Below are 25622 nucleotides of genomic sequence, written 5' to 3'. Positions count from 1 at the left end.
CACAAGTATCGTATAAGAAGTATCGTACAGCGCTTACGCACACCTAGGGGTATCATATATGGCCACTGAGACATTTGTTACAAGTAATATACCTCTAGGCGATCAAGCCTAAAGCCAAACGTTTTGCATAGCCATCAAGGACAGGCAAAACCGTCTTATCTACCGAGCAAACGGCTGGGTGCTCCGTGATCATATTCACAACTTTTATGGCTGGCCAGAAGAGTCGGCACAATGAACATGGCGCGACCCAACTAACAGCGCAAAGATTGTGCCACTCAAATATCATTCGCATTAACCCAGTCGCCTAACACGAATGATTTGCTAGAGTAGAATGACTCGCTACAGTGAAGTGACTATAGCGCTACACTATTTCTTTCTAAACTCTGTTTTCACATACTGTCCATACTTCCCCGTTGATGAAAAGAATTTGACGTAAAGATCATTCCCCACTTGGGCAAAAGATGTTTGGGTAGCATTACGCAAATTATTGAGCGTTTTAATCTTGGGGCGATTATTGACTTTAAATTGATTACCAATACCTTCAAATTTAACCATTGTTGAGCCCCCGGTAGGACCGGTGCGAATATAAAACTGAATATCAAACCCGCCCGAAATACTCTCTAAACCATCAGGAAACTTAACGGTGTACTGCCCATCATTAATTTTGACCAGTGCGTTACTGCCAGCAAATTCTCCACTGCCAGGATTATCCTTCGCAACATCTCCATCGGGTGTTGTAACGCTGAAAGTGGTTTTAGATCCACCCACATTTGCCATACGCATTAGCGCATAACGGTCATCCGAAAGACGAGCATTCCAGCCTTCAGGTTTAATATCTCGGCGATTATAATAATACGGGTGATTAGGAATCACCGTAGAGCCGGCTTTACCACCAACGTGACGCGTTAAAGAGCCATCTTTATCGTAAATAACAGAAGGCGCAGACTTACCCAGAGGCTCATAAAATGACCCGCCAGTCTCATTAATAAAGCTCATATTGTCAGCCGAACCATCATTTTCATAGCTGGATCGACTCATAACAAAGTGCGTATGGCGCCCTGCAATAGCTGCCGTGCGAAACATATGAGCATTCTCAGCAGTGAAACCGGCAAAATGCGTACCCTCTAAGGTGTTTGCACCATCGTAAAATGTATGACCTGTCACTATTTGATTTGGATCACTATTACCGCGACTATGCCCTACATACAAGGCATTAGTAATACGCTGGGTGAAAGTAATAAAAGTACTACTAAAATTATCGGCAAAACGACTATTAAAAAAATTACCTACTTTGCCACGATGATAAAGAGCAACGGTATGCTTATAGCCTGTAAAGTTAGAGAATTGAGGCTCCTTACCCTCAGGGTTATACTCATTACCATTAAAATTAGGTAGCAGCACAGCCCCGACCTCACCCTCAATATCACTCCCTCTATCAACATTCAAACCAATGGGCGACGAATGCGTCGAATTATAGTTAAAGACTTTTAGATCGACTTTATCAGGCTTAATGTTTGTGTATTGTGGATTATCAGCAGCTAACCCTATAGGGAATCTGGGAAACAAGAACCAAAAGCCAGTCCCTTCAGAACCTGCAGAGATATTGCCAACCCATGTGTTATCCGGGTTTGTCATCCAATACGCCGCCGAACTCAAGAAGCGTGTTGGGTTCTGACCCACATGATCATGTGTATCGACAATAAAGGGATCCTCTAAATCGGGTTCTGAATCACCTACCGCCTCGCTACGTCCCACTTTATGAATACCAAAAGCAATATTAGACAAGTAGGTATTACCTGTTTCTACAGCATCCTCCATAAAAAAACCGTGACCGTGAATGTCATGTAATACAACATCTTGAATCAGTAAATTATGTGTTCCATGGACTGTCACACCACGGTTATTAGAGTTAGTAATCGACACTCCACGCAGCTTATCTCCCTTGCGGTTGCCCGCAACATGCCAGTGCATAGGGTATCGACCCAAACGACCGGATTGGCCCATTCTATGTAGCTGCACACTATCAAGCGTAATCGGTCCCGCCGAGCCCATCACCATTATGTGGCCGCCTACTCCCTGGCTCATACCCGCATTAAAACGGGCGCGGTCACCAAAGTGAATATCGGTATCCTGAGATGCCAAACCTTGAATCTTCACATTACGATTCAAAATAGCCACCTCTGCTCTCATATCAATGGTCCGCGTATTTTCACCTTCTCCATAGGTTTCTATCTCACCAAAGTGGCGGTGCTCAAGAGGCTTATTGAGTGTTAGCTGAGTATTGGTATTTCCCAGATCCATCACCGCGACAATAGTCCGCACCTCTTCATGCGAGTAGTCTGTTGAGGAGCTAGCAATCACAATTTGATCGCCAACGGCCCAGTTTAATAAACCATCTGACGCCGCTGAATATTCCCCGTCATAATTACGCTCCACTATATTTCGAACATAAATATCACTAATGCCAGCAGGGGCGGTTGCCGCTAAGCGTGTATAAGTCAGTTTATTCTGCCCAAAGAACTGTAAACTCCCACCACCTACCGCCATAATAAAACCATTGTTTTCATTGACTTGAGCAAACCCCTTTGCCGTCTCTATTTCCCAGTTAGCCAAAGGATCAGAGCCTGTTAAAGTAAGCGTAAACTTACTTTCATCGTAAGGGTTACTCTGACTGCCAATCTTAAAGGTGCCCTTAGAATTAACATGAACCCAATCAGTACTCAATGAAGTATTAGTCTTTGCAGATTCATCCACATCCAATACCCCTTGGACGACAACGCCTTTGGCTTTCAAATGGCCGCCCCGGATTGTTACTGTGCGGTTCTGCGGAATAATGGCTCGTTTAGTCGCATTGGGTAGACCATTGCTCCAAGTAGATGCTGTATTCCATAGCCCATTTTTTTGAGCGGTCGTCATACCAGGCGACACTGATGACGTAGAAGCACTAGAAGAGTTAGTAGCACTAGAAGAGCTTTGAGGCGGTTCAATAGCCTCAGCGTTAGACGCTATCACAACAACACCCGAAATGATCGCATTATTCACGCTCGCATCTAGCGTAAGATCTAAATAACCATCGTTTACGCCAACGCCGTCTTGCTCAACAACCAACGCCGTATCATGCCCTGCCGCCGCATATAAATCCATTTGCCTAATAACAGGTAATCCTTCGGCCATAATAGACATGATACGTGCGCCAGGTTGAGTGTGAAAATCTTCATTAAGGTAAAGGACCACCTTATAAACACCCTTAGCAACAGGTAATGCATAACGGTACTTCCCCCAGCGGGCACTTTGAAACAGCATGTCATCGAATGTATTTGCAATCGTATCTTGCGTGGTGCTGACAGTGCCGCCAAAATAAAATTGATCGGCTTTAAACGCAGTTCCATCGACTGCCACAAAAGCTTTACCGCCTGCATTAATCGCATGTATCACCTCTGGTACCGAGGATGAGCGAGAAGATGAACTGACTATCGATGACTGATGACTTGATCGTGCGCTGCTGGAGCTCACTCGATCGATGCTAGAACTCTGAACAACTGAAGAGGCGCTCGAGGACTCACGAGAAGAGTTGATATTTTGATCGCTGGAATCTGCACTGCTAGCAGTTGTATTACTCGATGAAGTCTCTGGTAAGGAGCTATTGCCATTAGGTTGACCTATACAAGCCGACAGCAAGATCATTACGCCGAGATACACAAGCCATTCAAATAGCTTTATTTTTATGGGACCGCACATAAACATACACCTTTGATAGAGCGATAATACTCTCAGTTATCTTTTCACTCTAAACACTCATTTGAACTTTATTAGATCCCGCCTAAACGCATAAGATCACCCAAAATAACCCATAAAATCAGGTAACTAAGCGACATAAATTGCCAGTTATTGAATTCAAGGGATTTATACTCTAGCGATCTGAACAGACTAAAAGTACTAAAGAAATGTGACGTAGTTACCAGTTGGCATGAAAGCCCACTTGCAACTATACGCGCCAAAAACATGGGTACTCGAAAGCCTTATGTGACAAGGGTCTCCCTGATTATGAGGGGTGTCCCAATATACGGCCTCACGCAGGCACAATAAAACAAACTATCTTTATTAAGATGGCTAGCCATATTTTAACGGCGTCAGTGAGCCCAAGACGAGTCACTCAGTACAACAAAAAATAATCAACAAGGCTGAAGCTGCAAAAGGGTGTTTTAGCACTTTGATCTTAACGCTCACACAATACAACCTATTTTTGCACCATCAAACATCCACTCAATAACAACAGAGCCACCCGATTAAGCACTAATGAACAGCATGAGGGGCGCGCAGAAAAAACATTACGTACTCTTTGTTCTTTATATACGTAGATAAGTAAAACAATCATCTCCCTCCAACGTCGTGTGCTCGATGATTTCAATACTTTGAACAGACAGCTTGTATCAACAATCATCCCTGACCCTCAACAAATAGAAGGCTTTAGTTTTTGAGGGCTCAATAAAAATCGCTGTGACTATTAAGCCCAACTGATGAGCCTCGCCTGATAGGGCGCTTGATACTGTAGGGATTCTGAGTATCAACGAGCTTTGAGCGCGCTTATAAGCGCCAAACCGATGCTGCATAAGCCTCTCAGCGCTATTTTCTCTACGTCTTAACTTTATTTTTTTACTCGATAACACCAAAAAAACAGACCTCAAGCACACCAATACCGTAAGAAAAGCGACTAAGTAAAGAAACTTTATTTATTTCGCCTGTATCGGGATCTCAGCACAGATATGGGAACAATAGAGTAAACCCTTGTATTAACGACGTTTTAGATACCCACCTTTTGTGAATATTCACGCATAAGTGAGCCATTCAATAAATTGTCTAAGGCTTCACACTCTAAGCGTTCTTTTATCGTCCTTAGCCCCTCTAAAATAGAAATACACTCAAGGCTGAAGCCGTCGTTTTCGGCTTATTGAGATTAACTTTTGTGAAACATTCAACCACTGTCTCCAGGTGCTTTGAAGATAAAGCACAGCAGTCGATGTAAAACTTAAAAGGATATTTTATTAATAATCTCACTCACATCCCCTCAACGAATGATAAAATGAGAAATGTCTAATGAATAAATTTATACTACCCGCTTATCTGATCAGTAGCTCACTGCTGATTGGCTGTAATGCCAGCCCAGATCCGACCCCCGACCCCGACCCGACTCCTGTTATTGATAGTGATAATGACGGCGTGAGTGATAGCATCGACCAATGCCCGGCGACTCCGGTAGGGACAACCGTTGATGCAAAAGGCTGCGCGGTAGTAATACCTCCCGATTCTGACAGTGATAATGACGGGGTCAGTGATGCCACTGATCAATGCCCCAATACTAAACCCAATACCTCCGTAGATATAAAGGGCTGTTCGAGCGAGCAAAATGGAGGTTCAAGCACCCCCAGTATAGGTAAGTACCCAGGCCTATTATACGGTGAAGTCGACGGTGAAATTAACGAATCGACCCCCAACCCCAATTGGGAGCGCACCACTGACCTCAAACAAACCGAAGATAAAATCAAAGGCAATACGACCAAGATTTTTACCGGCATTATCTATGACGCCGATGGACATATTTCATTTTATGAAAATATGGATGATAGTATCCGTGTTTACATAGATGGCAAGTTAGTTATGAGCGATGACAGCTGGGAAAACAGCACATCGACTGCAGACCTTAACTTAACCCCGGGCGCGCATACCTTTGAATTGCGCATTGGTAACAAAGATGGCGGCAGCGGACCTGTTGAAGGTATTGGTTTTGGTATCGATATCGATGGCGGTACAAAATTCTTACATCCCAGCCAGTTGGCAGACAACATCTTTAGCTCTTCAGAAGAGCCTGTTGGCAACCCAAATGCACCCAAAGAAGGTGACTTGCTGATTGAGCTTGAAGAGTTTACACAAACAGGCACCATTGGCCGCGTGGGTGGTGATAAATTTGATGGTTTTAATGCCGGAGCGACAGCCGTTAACTGGGTCACTAACGGGGACTGGGGTGAATACAAGGTGACCTTTGAAAGTCCTGGCACTTACAAAGCTTTCATTACAATAGCTGCCGAGAGTAAAGGTAGCTATGGCGCACGTATTGATTTAAATGGTGAGCCTGTTGCTTGGGGCTATTTTTCAGAAACCGGCAGCTGGGAAGTGTCCAAAGAAATAGCTCTCGAGGGTGGTTATTTTGTTGTTGATAGTGCAGGCCCAGCCACTCTGCGCGTGGAAGCTATTGGCGGCTCTGACTGGCAGTGGAGTGGTGATAATGTCCGTATCACTCGCGTTGGTGATATTACTAGCGTTCCTGAGCGTCATTACAAACCAGGCGAGTATGTAGAGGCTGATATTCAAGGGCCAAATACATCAGTCATGTACTTACAAAAACCACTGAATACGCCTAAAAATAAAAAAGTATTAAAATCAGATGTTTGGTATACCTATCCACAGAATCGCAACTTAGAAGGCTTTGACGATTTTGGTGCAACAGGTGCCTTTTGGGGCCACCCACCCGAACATGAGTTTTATGATGAGACTGTCATCATGGACTGGGCCGTTAAGGTCGTTGATGACTTTCAAAAAGAAGGATTCGAATATACCGCCCGCGGCGAGTTTGACTGGGGTTATGGCTGGTTTACCGAATACACCACTAACCCCCAACCCCACTACGTTCAGACACTCGATGATCGTACTGTTCGTATGACATTCATGGGCTACTTAAGCCATAACGGGTACAACAATAACTGGCTCAGTAATCACAGCCCTGCCTTTATTCCGTTTATGAAGTCACAGGTTGATCAAATTTTAAAAGCAAATCCTGATAAATTAATGTTTGATTCGCAAACCAGCTCAACACGCACAACGGATATGCGTACGTTTGGCGGCGACTTTTCGCCCTACGCTATCAAAAATTTCCGCGCATGGCTTGCGAAAAAATACAATGCAGCGCAATTAGCTGATTTAGGTATTAGCAATATTAATACCTTCGATTATAAGCAACACTTACTCAGTGCTGGTGTAACACATAAATCGTTTAGTAATGCCGCCGATACCCTCTCTGGTGATATACCGTTATTAGAAGATTTTATTTACTTCAATCGTGATGTATGGAATCAAAAATTTGGAGAAGTATTAGATTACATTCGCCAAAAACAGCCTAATATCGAAATTGGTGCCAGCACGCATTTATTTGAATCGCGAGGATATTTATTTAACAAAAATATTACCTTTTTGGCGAACGAGCTCAACTTGGGTGCTAGAACATCTGTTGCGCAATTACCAACGAATATTCTTGTACATTTAAAAGGGGCTCAGGCAGTAGGCAAAACACTGGCCTACTTCCCTTATCCTTGGGAGTTTGCAGAGCTTAAAGAAAAAGATGCTCCTCGATTTGGTCGTGGCTGGGTGGCGCAAGCTTACGCTTATGGCGGTATATTCTCTATCCCAGCTAACGTATGGATAGGCGGCAGTGGTGTCTGGTCACCCGGTGCTGAAAACTATCGTGACATTTATCAATTTATTCGCGCCAACGAACGTTTATTTGATGATTATACGTCTTACTCAAAGGCGGGTCTTGTGCATGCTATGTATTCATCTATGAAAGCTGGCTTTATCGATGGCGGTAATCAGCTTCAGTCAAGCGTGAAACTTCTCACCGAGGATAATATTAACTTTGACCTACTCGTTTTTGGTGACAAAGGCTACCCAGTTGTACCTCGTAAAGAAGACTTTGGGCAATTTGATATCATATTTTATGACGGTGACTTGCAATACTTAACAGAAAAACAAAAAGCCGTACTCGATGAGTATAAAGACAAAGTTGTGCACATAGGCCAGCGTGGGAATTATCAAGACACCCACTTAACGGTGAAGCATAATGGACAACTGGCTAATGAGGTCGTCTCTGCAGTGTCTCGTATTCACGAAACCAATGCCAAAGCACCTTATGTTATTCATTTAGTTAATAGGCCCTTTAAAGACGGTGTTACACCAACCTTAGATGGTCTAGAAATAACAATTCCTAAAACGTATTTCCCCACCCCGGTTAAAACGGTGAAATTTCTTTTACCTGACGGAAGCAAGACTAACGTCATGACTTCAACAAACGCCGCAGGCGATACAACGTTTGTAGTCAACAATTTAGAAGTCTGGGGGATACTGGAAATAGGCCATTAATGTTTCAATAACAAGCTTGTTAGAAAGGCCTCGTCTGGGGCCTTTCTAACAATGCCAGCCATGCTCGATCGATCCACAGCAAAGTGTGATGACACCCCTCTTCACCCTTAGACGTTATTCCTTAATACCCAGCCACATTACGTACCACAAAATGTTTTATAGCTGCGCTGCTCGGCGCGTGTTGGGGGTTGCGCTAAATCACTGGATTCATGAACCGAATCATAAGGGGTTTTCAATGCATGACGCAATGCCTCAAATTTGGGGTAGCACGCTGGCGTGCTGGCTGTCATATTTTGCTGTACAGCCACAGCTTCGGTAATCACAGCCTCAACTTGATGATTGCGCGGAATAATCGCAGGGTTCACCTGCTGCATACCCTGCACGAGCGCCGCATTAGCAGCCGTATTTCCATCAGCACTCGCGTCAACGCTATCGCCTTGCTCAGCAAGTGCACTTTTCCAGCGCTCTAACCAAGCGATCACTTCTTGTTGTTGCTCGGGCTGCCCGGTTTGTGAGTGGTCATTAAGTAATTGCAAAAATGGCTCATTAGTCCCCATTAACAAAACTTGCCCTAGCTGGCGAAATGCTAACGTGTAATCGATGTGTAACGTCTCTAACAAGGCTAGCAACGCGATCACTATAGGCTCAGCCACCGCACGCGACTGCAAGCCTATTTTTTTAGCCATCAAACCAAAATAGACCGCATCAAATTGCTCACTAAAGCCAGCCAATGCTTGTTCGGCATAAGCCACAGAAACATCAACATCCTCGTCGATTAGCCGCAATAAACACTCGGCAAAACGCGCTAAATTCCATTGTAAAATCGATTTTTGATGACCAAAGGCGTAGCGCCCACGCACATCAATGGCACTGTATTGAGTCGCTGGATCGTAGCTGTCCATAAAGGCACAGGGACCGTAATCAATAGTTTCACCAGCAATGCTCATGTTATCGGTATTCATCACGCCATGAATAAAGCCCACCTGCATCCAACGGGCAACCAAGTCGATTTGCGCCGCCATTACGGCCTCAAACAGTGCCTTGTAAGGAGCCTGTGCTTTGGCACATTCACGATAGTGACGCGCAATGACGTGATCACTTAATCGCTTGACCTGCGTTATTTCACCACGACGCGCAAAGTACTCAAACGTTCCTATGCGAATATGGCTTGATGCAACACGCGTCAATATGGCACCTGGTAAAGGCGTCTCGCGATAGACTGGTTGGCCGGTAACAACCGCAGCTAATGCACGTGTTGTTTTAATGCCTAGCGCATGCATCGCTTCGCTTAAAAGGTATTCGCGCACGACAGGCCCCAATGCCGCACGGCCATCGCCACTGCGAGAAAAAGGCGTCATACCAGCGCCTTTTAATTGAATGTCTTTGCGCAAACCCTGTGGGGTTATAATTTCACCAAGCAAAATCGCGCGGCCATCGCCAAGCTGTGGATTAAAATGACCAAATTGATGCCCTGCATAAGCCTGCGCAACCGGCGTACTACCAGCAAGCAGCGCATTGCCCGCTAAAGCCGGCAGTAGTGCCTCTTGTACGGCGACAGTCATATTGACGCCAAGCTCGGCACTTAAGGGGGCATTAAAGGCCAGCCAGTGAGGCGCTGCTACCGGGGTCGGTAACGTCGGAACAGCAAACGACTCACCCAAGGCTGCATAGGTATTTTGAAACGTAAAAGGAGATGTAATTTGAGGCAAAGACATAACAAGCACGACCCAATCAATAAACCTACGCATAATGGCGTGAGTGAGGGCCAACTGCAATGGCTTTAATGCCTAGCGCTCGCTTTAGGGGCGAGGCAGCAATACTTTATCCAATAGACTGGCTTTCTGCGCCCTCAGCTGCGCAGCTTTCACAACGACCAAGTAAGCAACCCACTAAGCCACGGTCTCATCAAATTCAAAAAAAACCACGCGATTGCGCCCGGATCGCTTAGCTTGATACAACGCTTGATCGGCGCGGTCAAACGCCTGATTAAACGTGTCGTCATGGCGAATCAGTGTAATGCCTAGACTTACCGTGACCGCAGGTACGTTTGCATCATAGCGCTTCTCGCAGATCGCTTGGCGTAGTTTTTCACCAATCACCGCTGCCGTAGTTCGGTTAACGCCTGGGCAAATGAGCAAAAACTCCTCCCCTCCCCAGCGCGCAAATAAGTCACTCGCACGAATGGCATCGGTAATAACGTAGGCCACATGCTTAATGACTGCGTCACCAACACTGTGACCATAGGTATCGTTCACCCGCTTAAAATGATCAATATCAATCACCATCACAACGCCTCGGTCATGATCAGTCCGACGATTATTATCAAAGCTTTTTTTGAGTAAAGGCTTAACACCCGCGCGATTATAAGCGCCTGTTAACGGGTCAACCCCTGAAAGTTTTTTATAAATAGAGGTTTGTGTTCTCAACTCTCGAGCATAGCTTTCTAGCGTGAGCGCTCGCGCTCTGGCACGCTCTACTTTAATATTCATTAAATAGTAGCGATAGCCACCTTCGGCAGCCAATACCAAAAGCCACAAGACCAATAACGCTAAATATGCGCTCTCTTTAGATACCCACTCCCCCACTAACTCAATGCTGAGCACCTCCATGACATGATCACCCGCAACCCCCGGTTGCGGAAAATCAATGGCCAACATTTGCACCGCCGAAAAATCAGGGGCCACATGTTGCCTAGGAATATTAAAGCGAGTCACCCACCAATCGGCCACCACAAATTCACTCAGCGGAATATCAACCACCTCATTAAATTCGTGCGTATAAATAGTAACCGATTGAAATTTATTAGGATCGCTGGCAATCAAATCGCCATAGGCTTCATGATAATTACGGGCGTATATGCGCAGCCTTTTTGCCTCGCCCACATACTTAAGCCTAACGCGTAAGCTATGATAAGCCGAAAAATCGAGCAAGCCATCGGGTTCACTGGGCCATAATACCGACCAGCCACACCATGCATCCTCTGCTTTACTGAGAGAACACTTGAAACGTGAAAAGCTATAATCATCCAGCCACGTAGCCTGACTTGTACCATCGCGGTGACCGTCGGCAAATAATAAATATTGATTATTTGAGTTAAAGTGCAGCTTGCGAGTCTGATTAGGCAAGTACTGAATACAACACACAGTAATAATACTCAATACAACAGCCAGCAGCCGCACCCCCAGCCATGAGGGCATCGGCAACACCGCCACGCCACACATCATTTTGCGCGCTAATCTCCATGCGCTGCTTTTTAAGAGCGAAGCACTATGACGCCACGCATCAATAATGCAATGACACACTCGTACAACCATCCGAAAAGTCGGCTTAATATAGTCACTCAGTGCTTGATGTATTCGCATTAGCCGAATAAAACCTGAACAGCACACCCACTAAAAAAAGCAGCAATTTGCATACAATAACAACCTTAGTGATTATGCCCACCTAAACCATGCGCATGCCCGTGAGCAATTTCATCAGGGGTTGCCTCGCGAACATCTCGCACAACCACATCAAAAACCAAGGTCTTACCCGCAAAAGGATGATTGGTGTCGAGTGTTACCATGAACTTACCCGCTTTAACAACGCGCGCATCACGGGTGCCATTATCGGTATTGACCTTAACAAACATACCGGGCAGTAAACGTTTATGCTTGCCCACCAAGTGCTTAACCGGCACTTTTTGCTCGGCATTGGCGTGCACAGGGCCGTAAGCGTTTTCAGGAGCCAATGTCACACTCGTTTCATGGCCAGTTTCCAGACCCTCTAAGGCCTCTTCTAAACCGGCAATAATGTTATTATGGCCGTGAAGATAGGCCATAGGAATCGCATCATCACTAGCTTCTAAAAGCGGGCCACCCGCCTCACTGAGTTTGTAGGTTATTGTTGCTACTGTATCTTTTTGAATTTTCATTACAAACCTTCGGGCAACCCCGTAAAAAAAGTGCGGAGTATAACGATTGTTTGAATGCGGGGCTAATGGAATACTGCATAAGCGTCAGGATATGACGCAAAAAACGTGCTCCAATAATACTCATCCTAAGCCACCTATCTCGATACGACCCATCATGGTGCAAGACAACCTATCATGATCAATATTGATACAACCCGCGCAAGCACTGGCAATAATTGAAGGCTGTTGATCCTATTAACGCAATGGCTCGGCCGCTCACCAAAGTTGAGCTGTTACCCGTGGTCGATATGGCTGATGAGCAATGGCTGATGGGCAAAAAGGCACGCAATAGACAGCCACAGGCAACAATACGCCAGTCATGTTCAATAGTGACAAAACTTGCGATGCTGTCACGCAAAGAGATACTATGGCCCACTGATAAACCACGACAAAATTCACTCTTACTTTGTAATAAGGTTAGTATTATGCATCGCCTCCCTCTTTCCTTGTTTATTGCTTTAGCATTGCCTGCATGCAGTACTCAAGAATCCAGCAAGCTTAACGCGCTTGCCTCTGAAACCGCTCAACCCGCAGCCACATCGGCTGTTGCCGCTATGAACACTGAAACACAAAAAATGAATGCGTGGTTCGAAGCTCAATACGAAACCGAGCTATTGCAAAGCCCCATAGCCCTCACTTTTCAAGGCCGTAAAGAGCGCTACGGTGAAATCGACGATATGAGCGAAGCCGGTCATAAACAACGCCTTGAATGGAAGCGTAAATCCGTTGAAGAAATGCGCCGTAAATTTGATCGTGAAAAATTAACCAGCGACGGCAAATTATCGTATGATTTATGGGCGCTACAATACGAAGATGATGCAGCAGGTGAAAAATTCATCCGCAATCATTATATTTTTGAACAAATGCAAGGTGTCCACTCTTTTTTACCCACCTTAATGATGAGCTTTCATAACGTTGAAAGCGCTAGTGATATGGATGCCTACGTATCGCGTTTATCGCAAATTGGCCGCGCGATGGATCAACTGATAGAGCAAGCTCAACTCAATGCTCAAGCTGGTGTACGTCCCCCGCGCTTTGCTTTTGAGATTGTAACGAAAGAAGCCAAAGATATTATCTCAGGCCAGCCTTTTGACAGCAGCGATAAAGACTCATCACTGTGGGCTAACGCCAAAGAAAAAGTTGCTGCGTTAGTCGAGGCGAAAACCATTAGCCAAACGCAAGCAAAAGCCTACCTCGCATCAGCAAAAGCGGCTTTAACTAAAGACTTCCAGCCTGCATACCAGCGCTTAATTGCGCACTTAGAAGCGGATATTAAAAACACACCGGTGCAAGCCGTAGGTGTTTCAGCATTACCTAATGGCGATGCTTATTATGCGTATTTATTAAAATCAAAAACCACCACCGATATGACTGCCGATGAAATTCATGAACTCGGCTTAAGCGAAGTCAAGCGCCTGCGTGGTGAGATGGAAAAACTGAAAAGCAAATCAGGTTTTAAAGGTACGCTACAAGAATTTTTTGCTTATATTCGTGACAGCCGCGATGATGAGCGCTTTTACTTTACCAACGATGACGCTGGCCGCCAAGGCTATATCGACGAGGCAACCGCCGCCATTGATAACATCAAAAAAGAACTACCCAACTACTTTGGTATTTTACCCAAAGCCGATTTAGAAGTTAGGCGTGTCGAGTCATTCCGTGAACAAGATGGTGCGCCACAGCATTATTACTCAGGCACACCCGACGGCTCTCGCCCAGGCATTTATTATGCGCATTTATCTGACATGAAAGCCATGCCAAAAAATGAGCTAGAAGTAATTGCATACCATGAAGGCTTACCAGGTCATCACATGCAAATTTCAATTGCACAAGAGCTCACCGGTATTCCCACCTTCCGAACACAAGCAGGCTTTACCGCCTATGCCGAAGGCTGGGCGTTATATTCAGAGGCACTTGCACGCGAAATGCCCGGCACCTTTGAAAACGTCTATTCAGATTTTGGCCGTTTAGGCAGCGAAATTTGGCGCGCCATCCGCTTAGTCGTCGATACGGGCATGCATCATAAAGGTTGGAGCCAGCAACAAGCCGTTGATTATTTCTCATCTAACTCACCGGCACCCCTTGCAGCCATTGAAGCCGAGATTCGCCGTTATTTAGTGATTCCAGGTCAAGCAACCACCTATAAAATTGGCATGATACGCATTCAGCAATTACGTCAATTAGCCGAGAAAGAGTTAGGGGATAAGTTTGATATTCGCGCTTTCCACGACACTATCTTAGACGGCGGTGCACTTCCGATGAGTATGCTAGAACGCAAAGTCAAAACTTGGATTGCTTCACAAAAGTAATACTGGCATAACGCCCAAAAAAAAGCCCTTACGTTTAACGTAAGGGCTTTTTCGTTACTTAAAGCTTAATCAGCAAAACTAGCGCTGGTAAGCATCTATTCTATCGCGCAGTTTGCGCCCGGCTTTAAACGTGACAACACGGCGCGCTTCAATATCAAACTCTTCACCCGTTTTAGGGTTGCGCCCTGGGCGTGAGCTTTTATCACGCAATTCAAAATTGCCAAAACCCGAAATTTTTACGGGTTCGCCATTTTCTAGCGCTGCAATAATTTCTTCAAAAAAACAATCAACAAGGTCTTTTGACTCTTTACGGCTAAAGCCCAAGTCTTGTTGAAGTTTTTCAGCCATTTCAAGCTTAGTCAAAGAGTGTCCCATTTTGCCCTCTTCTGCCAATAGGTTAATCCGCTAAAAGGTGTTTTTTACTTACCAACAACATGTGTTATCTCAGTGCACAACTCATAGAGGTTAACCCATTAACAGTCTTAGGCTTATCAACACCTACGGCTAACCTTTAACGCAAGTTAGCACCATAACCTTCGGCCAAGGTTTTTACAACATTATCAATAGCTTGCTGAATTTCGTCGTCTTTTAAAGTGCGCTCAGCATGCTGAAAAGTCAGATTATACGCCAAGCTTTTATGACCATCGGGCACACCCTGCCCAACATACACATCAAATAAAGACACCGCTTTTAAGTGCTCACCAGCCGCCTTAGCGATAGCCGCCTCAAGCACTGTAGCATTCACGCTTTGCTCAACGACTAAGGCCAAATCACGGCTCACCTCAGGAAAGCGTGACAAAGGATTAAACGCCGGTACGGCGCCTTCTAGCAGCGCCTCGAGCGCCAACTCGAACACAAAAATGTTTTTACCGCAATCCAATGCTTTTGCTGTTGAGGGATGCAACGCACCCACAAACCCAACACGCCGACCATCGAGCCTCACATCGGCGCACTGCCCAGGATGCATATAGCTGGCAGGCTGCACACAAGGCACAAAGCTAAAGGCCGCACTATTGCGCGTCACGGCAAGCAACGCTTCAACATCACCTTTGGCATCAAAAAAATCAATCGCTTCTTTTGCGTGGCACCATGTTGTCGCTTGGCGATTACCATACAGTAAACCTGCAATGCGGCGGCTTTGCGGGTAAGTGTCGGCACTATCAGGCTCGCCACTTTCAAACACTAAACCACTTTCGAATAAGCTCGCACGTGTTTGCTGACGGTTAAGGTTATATTTAAGTGCCTGCACCAAGCCGGGTAACAAGCTGGTGCGCATGTCGGCCATATCAGCACTGATGGGGTTTTTAAGGGTGACCACTTTTTTGTCTTCCGAAAAATGCGCATGCACCTTAGGGTCAACAAAGCTGTAAGTGATGGCTTCGCGATAACCACGGGCCACCAATGCTGCGCTTAAGCCTCTTAGCGATACTGCATTTTCAGGCGTTGAAGGCAACTCGTTGGCAAATACAGGCGTGCGCGTTGGCAGCTTATCGTAACCATAAAGACGCGCAAGTTCTTCGACTAAATCAGCATCAATGGCAATATCAAAGCGATAGCTTGGACCTACAAACTGCCAAGCATCATCGTTTTGCTCAACAAGCTCTAAACCTAGGCCCGTTAATAAGCGTTCGACTTGCGCATCTTCTAAGCGCAAGCCTAGCGTTTTAGCTAAGCGGTTTTTATTGAGTGTAATAACAGCAGGCTTGGGTAAGTCTGCTTCGTTCACGGCGCTAAACACCTCACCAACTTGGCCGCCACAGATATCTTTAATTAAGCCTGTTGCGCGCTCTAGCGCTTGGTGCTGCAATTGATAATCTACGCCGCGCTCGTAGCGGTGCGATGAGTCGGTATGCAAACCAAAATCACGCGCCCGGCCAGCAATGGCAATCGGCGCAAAAAACGCAGACTCGAGTAAAATATCGGTTGTATCGTCACTGACAGCAGAGGCTTTACCGCCCATAACACCGGCAAAGGCCAAGGCTTTTTGCTCGTCGGCAATCACCAAAACATTGGGTTTTAGCGTAACGGTTTGGTCATTGAGTAGCTCAAGCTGCTCGCCAGCTTCAGCCAGACGTACGGTAATATTGCCCTGCACTTTGGCAGCATCAAATGCATGCATCGGCTGACCCAGCTCTAACAATACATAGTTGGTCACATCGACAACTGCACCCAGACTAGCCACACCTGAACGACGCAGTTTTTCAACTAGCCAGCTTGGGCTAGGCGCTTTATTGTTAATCCCTTTGATTAAACGCCCAACGTAGCGCGGACAAGCATCGCCAGCATTAAGACTCACTTGGCGCACTTCATTGTGCTCAGGGGCTAGCGCCTCAATAGCGACAGGATTGTACGCACAATGGTTAAGCACAGACACTTCACGCGCAATACCCCGAACGCTCAAGCAATCACTGCGATTAGGCGTCAGATCAAGCTCGAGTATTTTATCGTTAAGATCAAGATACTCACGCAGATCAACACCCACGGGCGCATCACTTGGCAACTCCCACAAGCCGCTATCGTCATCGCCACACGCTAATTCTGTTTGGCCGCACAGCATGCCAAATGATTCAACGCCTCGCAATTTCGCTTTTTTGATTTTAAAGTCACCCGGCAACTTTGCACCAATGATGGCAAAAGGCGCAATCAAACCTTCACGTGCATTAGGCGCACCACACACAACCTGCTGCATGCCTTCGGCATGGCCTTCGACTTGACAAATACGCAGTTTGTCGGCGTCTGGGTGCTGCGTTACAGCAACAATTTTACCCACAACAACACCACTAAATTCACCCGCCACAGGCTCTACCGCATCAACCTCAAGGCCGGCCATAGTCACTTGCGCGACCAAATCGTTTGTTCCAATACTGGGGTTGGCCCACTCTCGCAACCAAGACTCACTTATTTTCATATCATGTCTTCCACATCGATGTTCTTTTATTTAACGGATTGGTTTATTTTTATTGCTGAAAACACACGCTAAAGCGCGGGTTAAAATTGCTGCAAAAATTCCAAATCATTTTCAAAGAACATCCGTAAATCTTTAATACCATAGCGCAACATAGCCAAGCGCTCGACCCCCATACCAAAGGCAAAACCAGAGACTTCCTCGGGGTTGATATCACACGCTTTAAAGACATTCGGGTGCACCATGCCGCAACCACCCACCTCAAGCCAACCGGTTTGCTTACACACACGGCAGCCCTCACCTTGACAGTGTGTACACTGAATATCCATTTCGGCCGAAGGCTCGGTAAAAGGAAAGTACGACGGGCGAAAACGCACCGGTACATCGGCTTCAAAAAAGGTCCGTAAGAACTGTGATACCACACCTTTTAAATCTGCAAAACTAACGTCTTTATCAACCACCAAGCCTTCTACTTGATGGAACATAGGCGTATGTGTTAAATCAGAGTCGCAACGATACACGCGGCCTGGGCAAATCACTTTCAGTGGGCCACTGCGCTTTAGCATTGTGCGTATTTGCACAGGCGAGGTATGAGTACGTAACACATGGCGCTCATCAACATAAAAAGTATCGTGCATCGCACGTGCAGGATGGTGAGAGGGAATATTAAGTGCTTCAAAATTATGGAAGTCATCTTCAACTTCAGGGCCTTGCTCTACGCTGTAACCGGCACGCACAAAAATATCTTCGATACGATTGAGCGTGTGCGTGACAGGGTGCAAGCTACCGCGCTCTGCTTCGCGGCCGGGCAGCGTGACATCAATAGTCTCAGCCGCAAGCTGAGCGTTAATGGCAGCGTTTTCAAGGGCTGCTTTTCGCGCATTCATCGCATCTTGCACTTGCACTTTAGCGTCGTTAATTTTAGCACCAGCGGCTGGCCGCTCTTCAGCAGAAAGCTTACCTAAAGATTTTAACTGGGCTGTAATTTGCCCTTTTTTACCCAAGTATTCAACTCGAATATGGTCTAGTTCGGCAAGCTCGTTTGCCTCAGCAACCAGTTTTAGAGCTTGTGTCGTGAGCTCAGCAAGGTTTTCCATAGAGGTTCCAATAGATCGTTAGGAGGTAAATAAATGAAGACGGGATTTTAACCGCAAAACACCTGCATGCGATACCCGCACATAAATTCAGGCATAAAAAAAGGGAAAAGACCAAGGTCTTTTCCCTTTTTAAACAGCTTATTACAAGAGTTGCTAGGCTAAAAGCGCAACAACCACTGCAATTTAAGCTGCTAAAGCTTCTTTTGCTTTAGTCACAATAACAGCAAATGCTGGCTTATCATGAACAGCAAGGTCAGCTAAGACGCGACGATCTAATGTGATAGACGCTTTTTTCAAACCCGCAATTAAGCGGCTATAGCTCAGGCCTTCAGCACGAGACTGCGCATTGATACGTGTGATCCAAAGTGCGCGGAAAACGCGCTTTTTAACACGGCGGTCGCGGTATGCATATTGACCAGCTTTAATAACAGCTTGCTTTGCTACGCGGAATACACGTGAACGTGCACCGTAATAACCTTTAGCTAACTTTAATACTTTCTTGTGACGACGATTCGCCTGTACACCACGTTTTACACGCGCCATAGTAAATTCCTCTAAAAATGATGATAAAAAAGCGTGAAATCTAGCAAGACCTAAACATACGATCTACTAATGGAGAATCAGAAGCATTGAGTACGCTTGTACCACGCAACTGACGCTTACGCTTAGTCGTCATTTTGGTAAGGATATGGCTTTTGTTAGCGTGCTTGTGTTTGTAACCAGCAGCCGTTTTTTTGAAGCGCTTTGCAGCACCACTATGTACTTTAGCTTTTGACATAATAAATCTCCGGTCGGCGTTTAAGCCATTTTTTACGGTCTTTTTTCAAGTAATAAGGCAGCTAAAAAGCCCTAGTTACTTATTTTTTTTGGGGGCAATAACCATAATCAACTGACGCCCTTCCATTTTAGCGTGCTGCTCTACGGTTCCAATTTCTTCCAAGTCTTTAGCGATGCGAAGCATCATTTCCATACCTAATTCTTGGTGGGCGAGCTCTCGGCCGCGGTAGCGTAAAGATACCTTAGCTTTATCCCCCTGCTCTAAAAAGCGAGTAAGGTTACGCAATTTAACTTGGTAATCCCCATCTTCAGTGCCTGGGCGGAACTTCATCTCTTTAACTTGTTGCTGCTTTTGTTTTTTCTTTGCGGCAGCTTTTTGCTTTTTAATTTCGAAAAGGTGCTTACCATAATCCATGATCTTACAGACAACGGGCTCAGCATCAGGCGCAATGGCAACCAGATCTAGGGTTGCTGCACGCGCAGCTTCAAGTGCCTGTTCTAAAGTTACAACGCCGACTTGCTCTCCGTCTGCGCCTACTAATCGTACTTCTGATGCTTCAATTTGATCATTGATAGCCGCTTTTTTACTGCGGCCCTTTCCGTTGCTTGTGCGATTGTTAATGGTGATTATCTCCAAATTAATTAAAAAAGTAAGGCGTGCCTTTTTAGGCTAGCGAATGATAAAAGCATTATCTATTTGTGCTTGTCATTCGCTAGCGGCAGATTGTTCTACTCTGCCTCGTTTGGCCACAGCTTCGGCAAGTGTTTGTTCAAATGCTTCTAAAGTCAGTGTACCAAGGTCATCACCTTGCCATGAGCGCACCGCGACAGTGCCATTGGTTACCTCTTGATCACCAACAACCAAAAGGTAAGGGGTACGCGCAATTGTGTGCTCGCGGATTTTAAAGCCGATCTTCTCATTTCTCAAGTCAGCAATCGCACGAAAGCCTTTATTTTGCAACGTTTTTTCAATTTTTGTCGCATATTCAGCTTGGCGGTCCGTAATATTCATGATGACGGCTTGCTCAGGTGCCAACCACGCTGGAAATGCCCCTTCATAGTTTTCGATCAAAATTCCAATAAAGCGCTCGAACGAACCAAGAATAGCACGGTGTAACATCACCGGCACTTGACGAGAACCATCTTCAGCGACATATTGCGCATTCAAACGGCCAGGCATTGAGAAATCAACCTGAATAGTACCACACTGCCAAACACGACCAATGCAATCTTTTAGTGAGAATTCAATTTTAGGACCATAAAAAGCGCCTTCGCCGGGTAAATACTCAAACGCTAAACCCTTGGCTTCTAAGGCATCCGCTAAAGATTTTTCGGCTTTGTCCCAGACTTCATCACTGCCTACGCGCTGCTCTGGGCGAGTTGAGAGGCGAATGATTACATCGGTAAAGCCAAAGTCAGCATAGACTTTATACAGCAAGTCAGTGAAGGTCGCGACCTCTTCTTGAATGGCATCTTCAGCACAAAAAATATGTGCATCATCTTGCACAAAACCTCGAACACGCATAATACCCTGCAAAGAGCCTGAAGCCTCGTTGCGATGGCAGCAACCAAATTCCGCCAAGCGCAAAGGTAAATCGCGGTAGCTCTTAAGGCCTTGGTTAAATACCTGTACATGACAAGGGCAATTCATCGGCTTAACAGCCAAGTCGCGGCCCTCGGACTCCACCGTAAACATGCCATCGCGAAATTTATCCCAGTGGCCCGACTTCTCCCATAAAGAGCGATCAACAATTTGCGGGGTTTTGATTTCTTGATAGCCATTTAAGCGCTGTACTTCGCGCATGTACTTTTCAAGTTCACTGTAAATAGTCCAGCCACGTGGATGCCAAAAAACCATACCCGGGGCTTCTTCTTGCAAATGGAACAAGTCCATTTTTTTACCGATTTTACGATGATCGCGCTTAGCGGCTTCTTCTATAAGTTTTAAATGCGCTTTAAGGCCTTTTTTGTCGCCAAAGGCGGTACCGTAAATACGCTGCAACATTTTATTGTCAGAGTCACCGCGCCAATAAGCACCCGACACGCGCGTTAATTTAAAGTGATGGCAAAACCCCATATGCGGCACGTGCGGGCCGCGGCACATATCCACGTACTCTTCGTGGTGGTATAAGCCTGGGGTAGCATCTTTGGGTACATTTTGATCAATAATTTCTAGTTTATACGGCTCGTTGCGCGCTTCAAAGGTGTCGCGCGCCTCTTGCCAGCTCACCGTCTTTTTAACAACGGTATAATTGGTCTTTGCTAGGGCTAACATGTGCTTTTCTAACTTTTCAATATCGTCATCAGTCAGCATATGCTCCATGTCGATATCGTAGTAAAAACCATTTTCAATTGTGGGACCAATGGCCATTTTGGCATCAGGCCACAACTGTTTCACCGCATGACCAATTAAATGCGCACAAGAGTGACGGATAATTTCTAAGCCATCGGGGTCACGCGCAGTAAATAAAGTGAGCTCGGAGTCTTCACGAATCACTTCACAAGCATCAACGCGCTCGCCATTCACACGGCCAGCAATAGTGGCTTTCGCTAAACCAGGGCCGATATCCGCAGCGACATCTAAAACAGTAACAGGCTTGTCAAACTCACGTTTCGAGCCGTCGGGAAGTGTAATAATAGGCATAGAATTTCCTCGTTGTCAGTGGTGACCCTTACTAAAGGCCACATGAAAGTGCGCGCCATCACTGTGTCGCTTGCGGTAAATAGCCCTTGGCTATTCACACAACGCTGCTACTGAACACAGTCGGCATAGTAAATGAAAGGCGCGCAGTATACGCAGAGTTAAAGCAGAGTTAAAGTACAGCGCAATGACTTAACTCTCACACAACCTCTATCTTATGCTTATGCTTATGCTTCATGTTCAGCGTTCAATGTCCACTCGTGGCCTACTCAATACTCGCCGCTTTGCCGTAACCCTAGCGCTTTTTGGGCTAGCGACTAGCATTTTACCCTTTCAAGCATACGGGCACAGCAGCAGTGCGCTACCAGCCGCCGCACAAACATCTGCCCCCGAACCCGAACCCGAATCGGAACCGGAACCGGAACCCAGCCAGTACAGGCAATACCCAGAAATAACTCGAGCGATATTTTTATCTTATAACGATATCAATGATTTTATTGCACAATCGCCAAAGGCGACACGTGTAGCACCGCCCGAGCTGACCGATATTGCCGCGCATGGGCCAGATGTCATTAAGGTGATTCAAGGGCCCGACTGCAACCGTGACGGCCAAGTTGATGATCGCGCGCAATGCATAAAAGCGTTTTATCAGTTATGGCTTAAATTTAACCGCTAGTGCGTCGTTGACGCTTGCCCGTAGGCAACGAGCTACGGCAGTACCTTAATAGAAGCGAGGCAATGATTACTAGTGCAACTTGGCTTGGCTACTCGCTTGTGCAAAGCGCTGCTGCGCCCATTCATCGAGTAATTTTTCTTCTTGTTTATCTTCCATCGCTTGGGCGTCATCTGCCATACGCTTAACAAGATCTTGCATGGCGCGCTGCTTTAAATGTGCTTTTTGCCACAAGGCTTTTTTATGCTCTGCCTCGCGCTCTACCGTAGCAATAAGCTGGCGCTGCTGGCCTTGTGCTTTTGATAATTGCTGGGTAAAAGCGCGCTGGCGAATCATTTGCTCGGGCGCAAGCCTAGCACCTAACTGCTCGTTCTCGGCAGCATAAGCATTGAGATACTCTAAAATATCATTGAGCTTATTGCGCTCAGCCGCTAGGCGTGCCTTAACCACACTAAAATCTTCGGCTGCTTTATCAACGTCTTTTTCAGCGAGCTCTAAAATTAAACTCATGCGCTTTGCTTTATCTGAGTGGGACATAACCGTTCCTTTAAAACCCTAAACATTTAAGTAGAGGCATACTCGCAACACGATCATGACGGCGACTGAATATGCATGCCCCCATAATCTATCGTGCTACTTATCGTGCTTTTAGCGCACTCCCGCGATTGCTGTACTTTCGCTCTGCGCTTTCTTGCTTTGCTTAACCGCCCTTGGTGGGCGGTTTATGATGACTCCCCGCGCTGGTCAACACGCTCACAAGGTGCGCGGTACTTTCGGCAAAGGCGGCTTTACTGGTTAGCCCTTGACCAATAAACTGTAGCAAATGCGGGTAGCGCTCTATTGCGCGATCAATGGTAGTATCGGCACCAGCGGTATAAGCGCCAACAGCAATTAAGTCTTTGTTATGACGATACGTGGCAAGCAACTGTTTAAACAGTTGCATGTGCTTGAGCTGCTCGGGTGGCACGATATTAGGCATTACACGACTAATTGATGCCTCAATATTGATTGCCGGGTAAACCCCTTCTTCGGCCAGCTGGCGCGACAATACGATATGGCCATCTAAAATAGCCCGTGCCGAGTCGGCGATGGGGTCTTGTAAGTCATCGCCTTCGGTGAGCACAGTATAAAATGCGGTTACCGAACCCTGACCTTTTTCACCATTGCCCGCCCGCTCTACAATTTCAGGCAAGCGTGCAAACACCGAGGGTGGGTAACCCTTAGTAGCAGGTGGTTCACCAATGGCCAATGATATTTCGCGCTGCGCCTGAGCAAAGCGTGTTAAAGAGTCCATCAGCAGTAAGACTTTTTTGCCTTTATCGCGATAATACTCCGCAATACGAGTAGCCAAGTAGCTCGCACGTAAGCGCATTAACGGTGCTTCATCGGCTGGCGCAGCGACCACGACTGCACGTGTTAAACCCTCTTCTCCCAAAATATGCTCAATAAATTCTTTCACTTCACGCCCGCGCTCACCAATTAAGCCTACCACCACAATTTCGGCTTCGGTAAAACGTGTCATCATGCCAAGCAATACGCTTTTACCAACACCACTCCCAGCAAACAGACCTAGCCGCTGACCTTCACCCACGGTCAGTAAGGCATTAATAGCACGAATTCCCACATCTAAAGGCCGCTTAATGGGTTCGCGCTTCATTGGGTTGATCACTTGCGGCGTTAAATCTAAAAAGTCTTCGCCCTGTAAGGGTCCTTTATCATCTAGTGGCTGCCCTAAACCATTCATTACACGGCCCAAACTTTGACTGCCAATACGTACTTTATTTGCACTATGCACCGGCACCACACGCAAGCCAGGCTTTAAGCCCTCAGCCGCGCGAATGGGCATTAAATAGGTCGTGCTCGCACTAAAACCCACCACTTCGGCCTCAATAACATCAGCTTTAGGGCGAATAATTTGACAGTAAGTGCCGACCGGCACATTGAGCCCCACCGCTTCGAGCGTTAAACCCACCATACGCGTTAAGCGCCCTGCGGCGAGCGGCAATTGCTGTAGGGTTTTATATTGCCGACTAGCGGCGATTAGTTGCGTTGCCGAACGCACAGCATCAATCATTTTTAAGCTCTGATTCAGACTCAGACTCAGATTCAGATTCAGATTCAGATTCAGACTCAGATTCAGACTCAGACTCAGACTCAGATTCAGATTCAAGCTCTACAGCTTCTGCGGCATTGGCTGACGGCGACACTGCTCGTGCTGGCTCGATTACCTCGGCGCTAGCGGCTTCATCATCAAAGGGGTGCTCTTGCAGCGCTTGCATAAACTCCGCCAAACGCGCAGTAACCGAGAAATCAACAAAGCTGTTCTCACTGTGCACTTGACAACTCCCTCGGCTCAGGGATTCATCGGTCAGTATTGTATGCCCCGCCGCCGCTGGCGGGCCAAACTGGGCGTAGGCATCGGCATCGTCGGGGTGTAAGGTTAATTGAATCGTTTTTTCATCGGCCGGTAGCGCTATTAAAGCGGCATCAACCACGGCAATGATTTTTGTCGGATCACAGCTCAACTCGGTATCTAAAATATGCTTTGCCACCCCCAGCGCCAAGTCGAGCGTCGCATTCGCCAAGGCTTGCTGCTGATATTCTAACGGGCTCAACAGTGCCTCGCACAAAGCACCTAGATGCTCACCCTGCTCTTTTAGCCATTGTCCGTGCTCGCTTTGGGCTTGCTCGGTGCCGGCTTTTAAACCCTCGCTAAAGCCCGCTTTACGACCATCGGCTTTACCCTCTGCTAGGCCTTCTTGGTAGCCTTTTTCATAGCCATCTTGCTCAGCCGCTTGGGTGATATCTTGCAACTGTGCTGCGGTAATTCTGGCCGCTAACGGCTCGACAGGGGTAGCTATTTCTTCACTGACAACTGGGCTAGCTTTTTCGGTGCGTTGACTTTGCTCTAGCCGCCTTTTACTCTCTGAGGTTTTGCGCTTGCGCTGCTCATCTTGATTAATAGCGCGACCATTGACCTGAGGGAGCGCCCACGATTGAGCACTAGCCACTTGTTCAAACGGGATACGCCCAGGCATTTTAGTACTCATGACCACCTACCCCACAAATATGTCGCCTATT

17 protein-coding genes are annotated in these 25622 nt (G+C 46.5%); 3 read left to right on the top strand and 14 right to left on the bottom strand.

Annotated elements, in window-relative coordinates:
- Nucleotides 1–366: 366 nt before the first annotated feature.
- The gene (locus AC438_RS02820) at nucleotides 367–3738 is read right to left on the bottom strand and encodes a malectin domain-containing carbohydrate-binding protein (protein WP_162230683.1); all 3372 of its coding nucleotides are present in this window, start codon (nucleotides 3736–3738) and stop codon (nucleotides 367–369) included.
- Between the two features lie 1356 nt (nucleotides 3739–5094).
- On the opposite strand from AC438_RS02820, the gene AC438_RS02815 reads away from it, so the two are divergent.
- Nucleotides 5095–8187: a carbohydrate-binding protein gene (locus tag AC438_RS02815; protein WP_053979760.1), complete on the top strand. Its 3093-nt coding sequence runs from the start codon at nucleotides 5095–5097 to the stop codon at nucleotides 8185–8187.
- Nucleotides 8188–8324: 137 nt separating this feature from the next.
- On the opposite strand, the gene AC438_RS02810 is transcribed toward AC438_RS02815, so the two are convergent.
- From AC438_RS02810 to AC438_RS02800, 3 genes are all read right to left on the bottom strand, one after another.
- Nucleotides 8325–9902 carry a protein adenylyltransferase SelO gene (locus tag AC438_RS02810; RefSeq protein ID WP_053979829.1) on the bottom strand — a complete coding sequence of 526 codons (1578 nt, stop codon included), beginning with the start codon at nucleotides 9900–9902 and terminating at the stop codon, nucleotides 8325–8327.
- A gap of 174 nt (nucleotides 9903–10076) precedes the next feature.
- Nucleotides 10077–11549 (bottom strand): GGDEF domain-containing protein, encoded by a 1473-nt coding sequence (locus tag AC438_RS02805; protein ID WP_082353903.1) that lies wholly within the window; start codon nucleotides 11547–11549, stop codon nucleotides 10077–10079.
- A 65-nt stretch (nucleotides 11550–11614) separates the two neighbouring features.
- Nucleotides 11615–12100, bottom strand: coding sequence for an FKBP-type peptidyl-prolyl cis-trans isomerase (locus tag AC438_RS02800; protein ID WP_053979758.1), 486 nt, complete (start codon nucleotides 12098–12100; stop codon nucleotides 11615–11617).
- Nucleotides 12101–12564: 464 nt separating this feature from the next.
- On the opposite strand from AC438_RS02800, the gene AC438_RS02795 reads away from it, so the two are divergent.
- Entirely contained in the window at nucleotides 12565–14448 is a 1884-nt protein-coding gene (locus AC438_RS02795) for a DUF885 domain-containing protein (RefSeq protein WP_053979828.1), read from the top strand.
- Between the two features lie 78 nt (nucleotides 14449–14526).
- On the opposite strand, the gene AC438_RS02790 is transcribed toward AC438_RS02795, so the two are convergent.
- The 7 genes from AC438_RS02790 to thrS form a co-directional block, all read right to left on the bottom strand.
- The gene (locus AC438_RS02790; protein ID WP_053979757.1) at nucleotides 14527–14823 is read right to left on the bottom strand and encodes an integration host factor subunit alpha; all 297 of its coding nucleotides are present in this window, start codon (nucleotides 14821–14823) and stop codon (nucleotides 14527–14529) included.
- Nucleotides 14824–14959: 136 nt separating this feature from the next.
- The gene (gene pheT / locus AC438_RS02785) at nucleotides 14960–17356 is read right to left on the bottom strand and encodes a phenylalanine--tRNA ligase subunit beta (RefSeq protein ID WP_053979756.1); all 2397 of its coding nucleotides are present in this window, start codon (nucleotides 17354–17356) and stop codon (nucleotides 14960–14962) included.
- A gap of 80 nt (nucleotides 17357–17436) precedes the next feature.
- Nucleotides 17437–18450, bottom strand: a complete 1014-nt coding sequence (gene pheS, locus AC438_RS02780) for a phenylalanine--tRNA ligase subunit alpha (RefSeq protein WP_053979755.1) — start codon at nucleotides 18448–18450, stop codon at nucleotides 17437–17439.
- A 183-nt stretch (nucleotides 18451–18633) separates the two neighbouring features.
- Complete coding sequence (gene rplT, locus AC438_RS02775) at nucleotides 18634–18993, bottom strand: 50S ribosomal protein L20 (protein ID WP_053979754.1); 360 nt, start codon at nucleotides 18991–18993, stop codon at nucleotides 18634–18636.
- Nucleotides 18994–19033: 40 nt separating this feature from the next.
- A complete protein-coding gene (gene rpmI, locus AC438_RS02770; RefSeq protein WP_053979753.1) occupies nucleotides 19034–19228 on the bottom strand; it encodes a 50S ribosomal protein L35 in 195 nt (64 codons plus the stop codon).
- A 75-nt stretch (nucleotides 19229–19303) separates the two neighbouring features.
- Complete coding sequence (gene infC, locus AC438_RS02765; protein WP_425311640.1) at nucleotides 19304–19864, bottom strand: translation initiation factor IF-3; 561 nt, start codon at nucleotides 19862–19864, stop codon at nucleotides 19304–19306.
- 69 nt (nucleotides 19865–19933) lie between these two features.
- Nucleotides 19934–21871 (bottom strand): threonine--tRNA ligase, encoded by a 1938-nt coding sequence (thrS, locus tag AC438_RS02760; protein ID WP_053979752.1) that lies wholly within the window; start codon nucleotides 21869–21871, stop codon nucleotides 19934–19936.
- Between the two features lie 226 nt (nucleotides 21872–22097).
- Between thrS and AC438_RS02755 the strand changes: the two genes are divergently transcribed.
- On the top strand, nucleotides 22098–22544 hold the full coding sequence (locus tag AC438_RS02755) for a hypothetical protein (RefSeq protein ID WP_162230682.1): 447 nt from the start codon (nucleotides 22098–22100) through the stop codon (nucleotides 22542–22544).
- A 69-nt stretch (nucleotides 22545–22613) separates the two neighbouring features.
- On the opposite strand, the gene fliJ is transcribed toward AC438_RS02755, so the two are convergent.
- The 3 genes from fliJ to AC438_RS02740 all read right to left on the bottom strand — a co-directional run bounded on the left by fliJ (nucleotide 22614) and on the right by AC438_RS02740 (nucleotide 25591).
- Nucleotides 22614–23078, bottom strand: coding sequence for a flagellar export protein FliJ (fliJ, locus tag AC438_RS02750; protein WP_053979750.1), 465 nt, complete (start codon nucleotides 23076–23078; stop codon nucleotides 22614–22616).
- Nucleotides 23079–23241: 163 nt separating this feature from the next.
- Nucleotides 23242–24615: a flagellar protein export ATPase FliI gene (fliI, locus tag AC438_RS02745; RefSeq protein ID WP_053979749.1), complete on the bottom strand. Its 1374-nt coding sequence runs from the start codon at nucleotides 24613–24615 to the stop codon at nucleotides 23242–23244.
- Nucleotides 24608–25591 carry a FliH/SctL family protein gene (locus AC438_RS02740; RefSeq protein WP_053979748.1) on the bottom strand — a complete coding sequence of 328 codons (984 nt, stop codon included), beginning with the start codon at nucleotides 25589–25591 and terminating at the stop codon, nucleotides 24608–24610. Before AC438_RS02740 ends, fliI begins: the two co-directional genes overlap by 8 nt.
- Nucleotides 25592–25622 lie beyond the last annotated feature (31 nt).

This window comes from Marinagarivorans algicola (genome assembly GCF_001292705.1).
Classification (GTDB): domain Bacteria; phylum Pseudomonadota; class Gammaproteobacteria; order Pseudomonadales; family Cellvibrionaceae; genus Marinagarivorans; species Marinagarivorans algicola.
This window is presented reverse-complemented; position numbering and strand designations above follow the sequence as displayed.

What these genes read in the sequence shown, in the direction of transcription:
- AC438_RS02820 (WP_162230683.1), bottom strand. Translation starts at nt 3,738, where the DNA reads ATGTGCGGTCCCATAAAAATAAAGCTATTTGAATGGCTTGTGTATCTC.
- AC438_RS02815 (WP_053979760.1), top strand. Translation starts at nt 5,095, where the DNA reads ATGAATAAATTTATACTACCCGCTTATCTGATCAGTAGCTCACTGCTG.
- AC438_RS02810 (WP_053979829.1), bottom strand. Translation starts at nt 9,902, where the DNA reads ATGTCTTTGCCTCAAATTACATCTCCTTTTACGTTTCAAAATACCTAT.
- AC438_RS02805 (WP_082353903.1), bottom strand. Translation starts at nt 11,549, where the DNA reads ATGCGAATACATCAAGCACTGAGTGACTATATTAAGCCGACTTTTCGG.
- AC438_RS02800 (WP_053979758.1), bottom strand. Translation starts at nt 12,100, where the DNA reads ATGAAAATTCAAAAAGATACAGTAGCAACAATAACCTACAAACTCAGT.
- AC438_RS02795 (WP_053979828.1), top strand. Translation starts at nt 12,565, where the DNA reads ATGCATCGCCTCCCTCTTTCCTTGTTTATTGCTTTAGCATTGCCTGCA.
- AC438_RS02790 (WP_053979757.1), bottom strand. Translation starts at nt 14,823, where the DNA reads ATGGGACACTCTTTGACTAAGCTTGAAATGGCTGAAAAACTTCAACAA.
- pheT (WP_053979756.1), bottom strand. Translation starts at nt 17,356, where the DNA reads ATGAAAATAAGTGAGTCTTGGTTGCGAGAGTGGGCCAACCCCAGTATT.
- pheS (WP_053979755.1), bottom strand. Translation starts at nt 18,450, where the DNA reads ATGGAAAACCTTGCTGAGCTCACGACACAAGCTCTAAAACTGGTTGCT.
- rplT (WP_053979754.1), bottom strand. Translation starts at nt 18,993, where the DNA reads ATGGCGCGTGTAAAACGTGGTGTACAGGCGAATCGTCGTCACAAGAAA.
- rpmI (WP_053979753.1), bottom strand. Translation starts at nt 19,228, where the DNA reads ATGTCAAAAGCTAAAGTACATAGTGGTGCTGCAAAGCGCTTCAAAAAA.
- thrS (WP_053979752.1), bottom strand. Translation starts at nt 21,871, where the DNA reads ATGCCTATTATTACACTTCCCGACGGCTCGAAACGTGAGTTTGACAAG.
- AC438_RS02755 (WP_162230682.1), top strand. Translation starts at nt 22,098, where the DNA reads ATGCTTCATGTTCAGCGTTCAATGTCCACTCGTGGCCTACTCAATACT.
- fliJ (WP_053979750.1), bottom strand. Translation starts at nt 23,078, where the DNA reads ATGTCCCACTCAGATAAAGCAAAGCGCATGAGTTTAATTTTAGAGCTC.
- fliI (WP_053979749.1), bottom strand. Translation starts at nt 24,615, where the DNA reads ATGATTGATGCTGTGCGTTCGGCAACGCAACTAATCGCCGCTAGTCGG.
- AC438_RS02740 (WP_053979748.1), bottom strand. Translation starts at nt 25,591, where the DNA reads ATGAGTACTAAAATGCCTGGGCGTATCCCGTTTGAACAAGTGGCTAGT.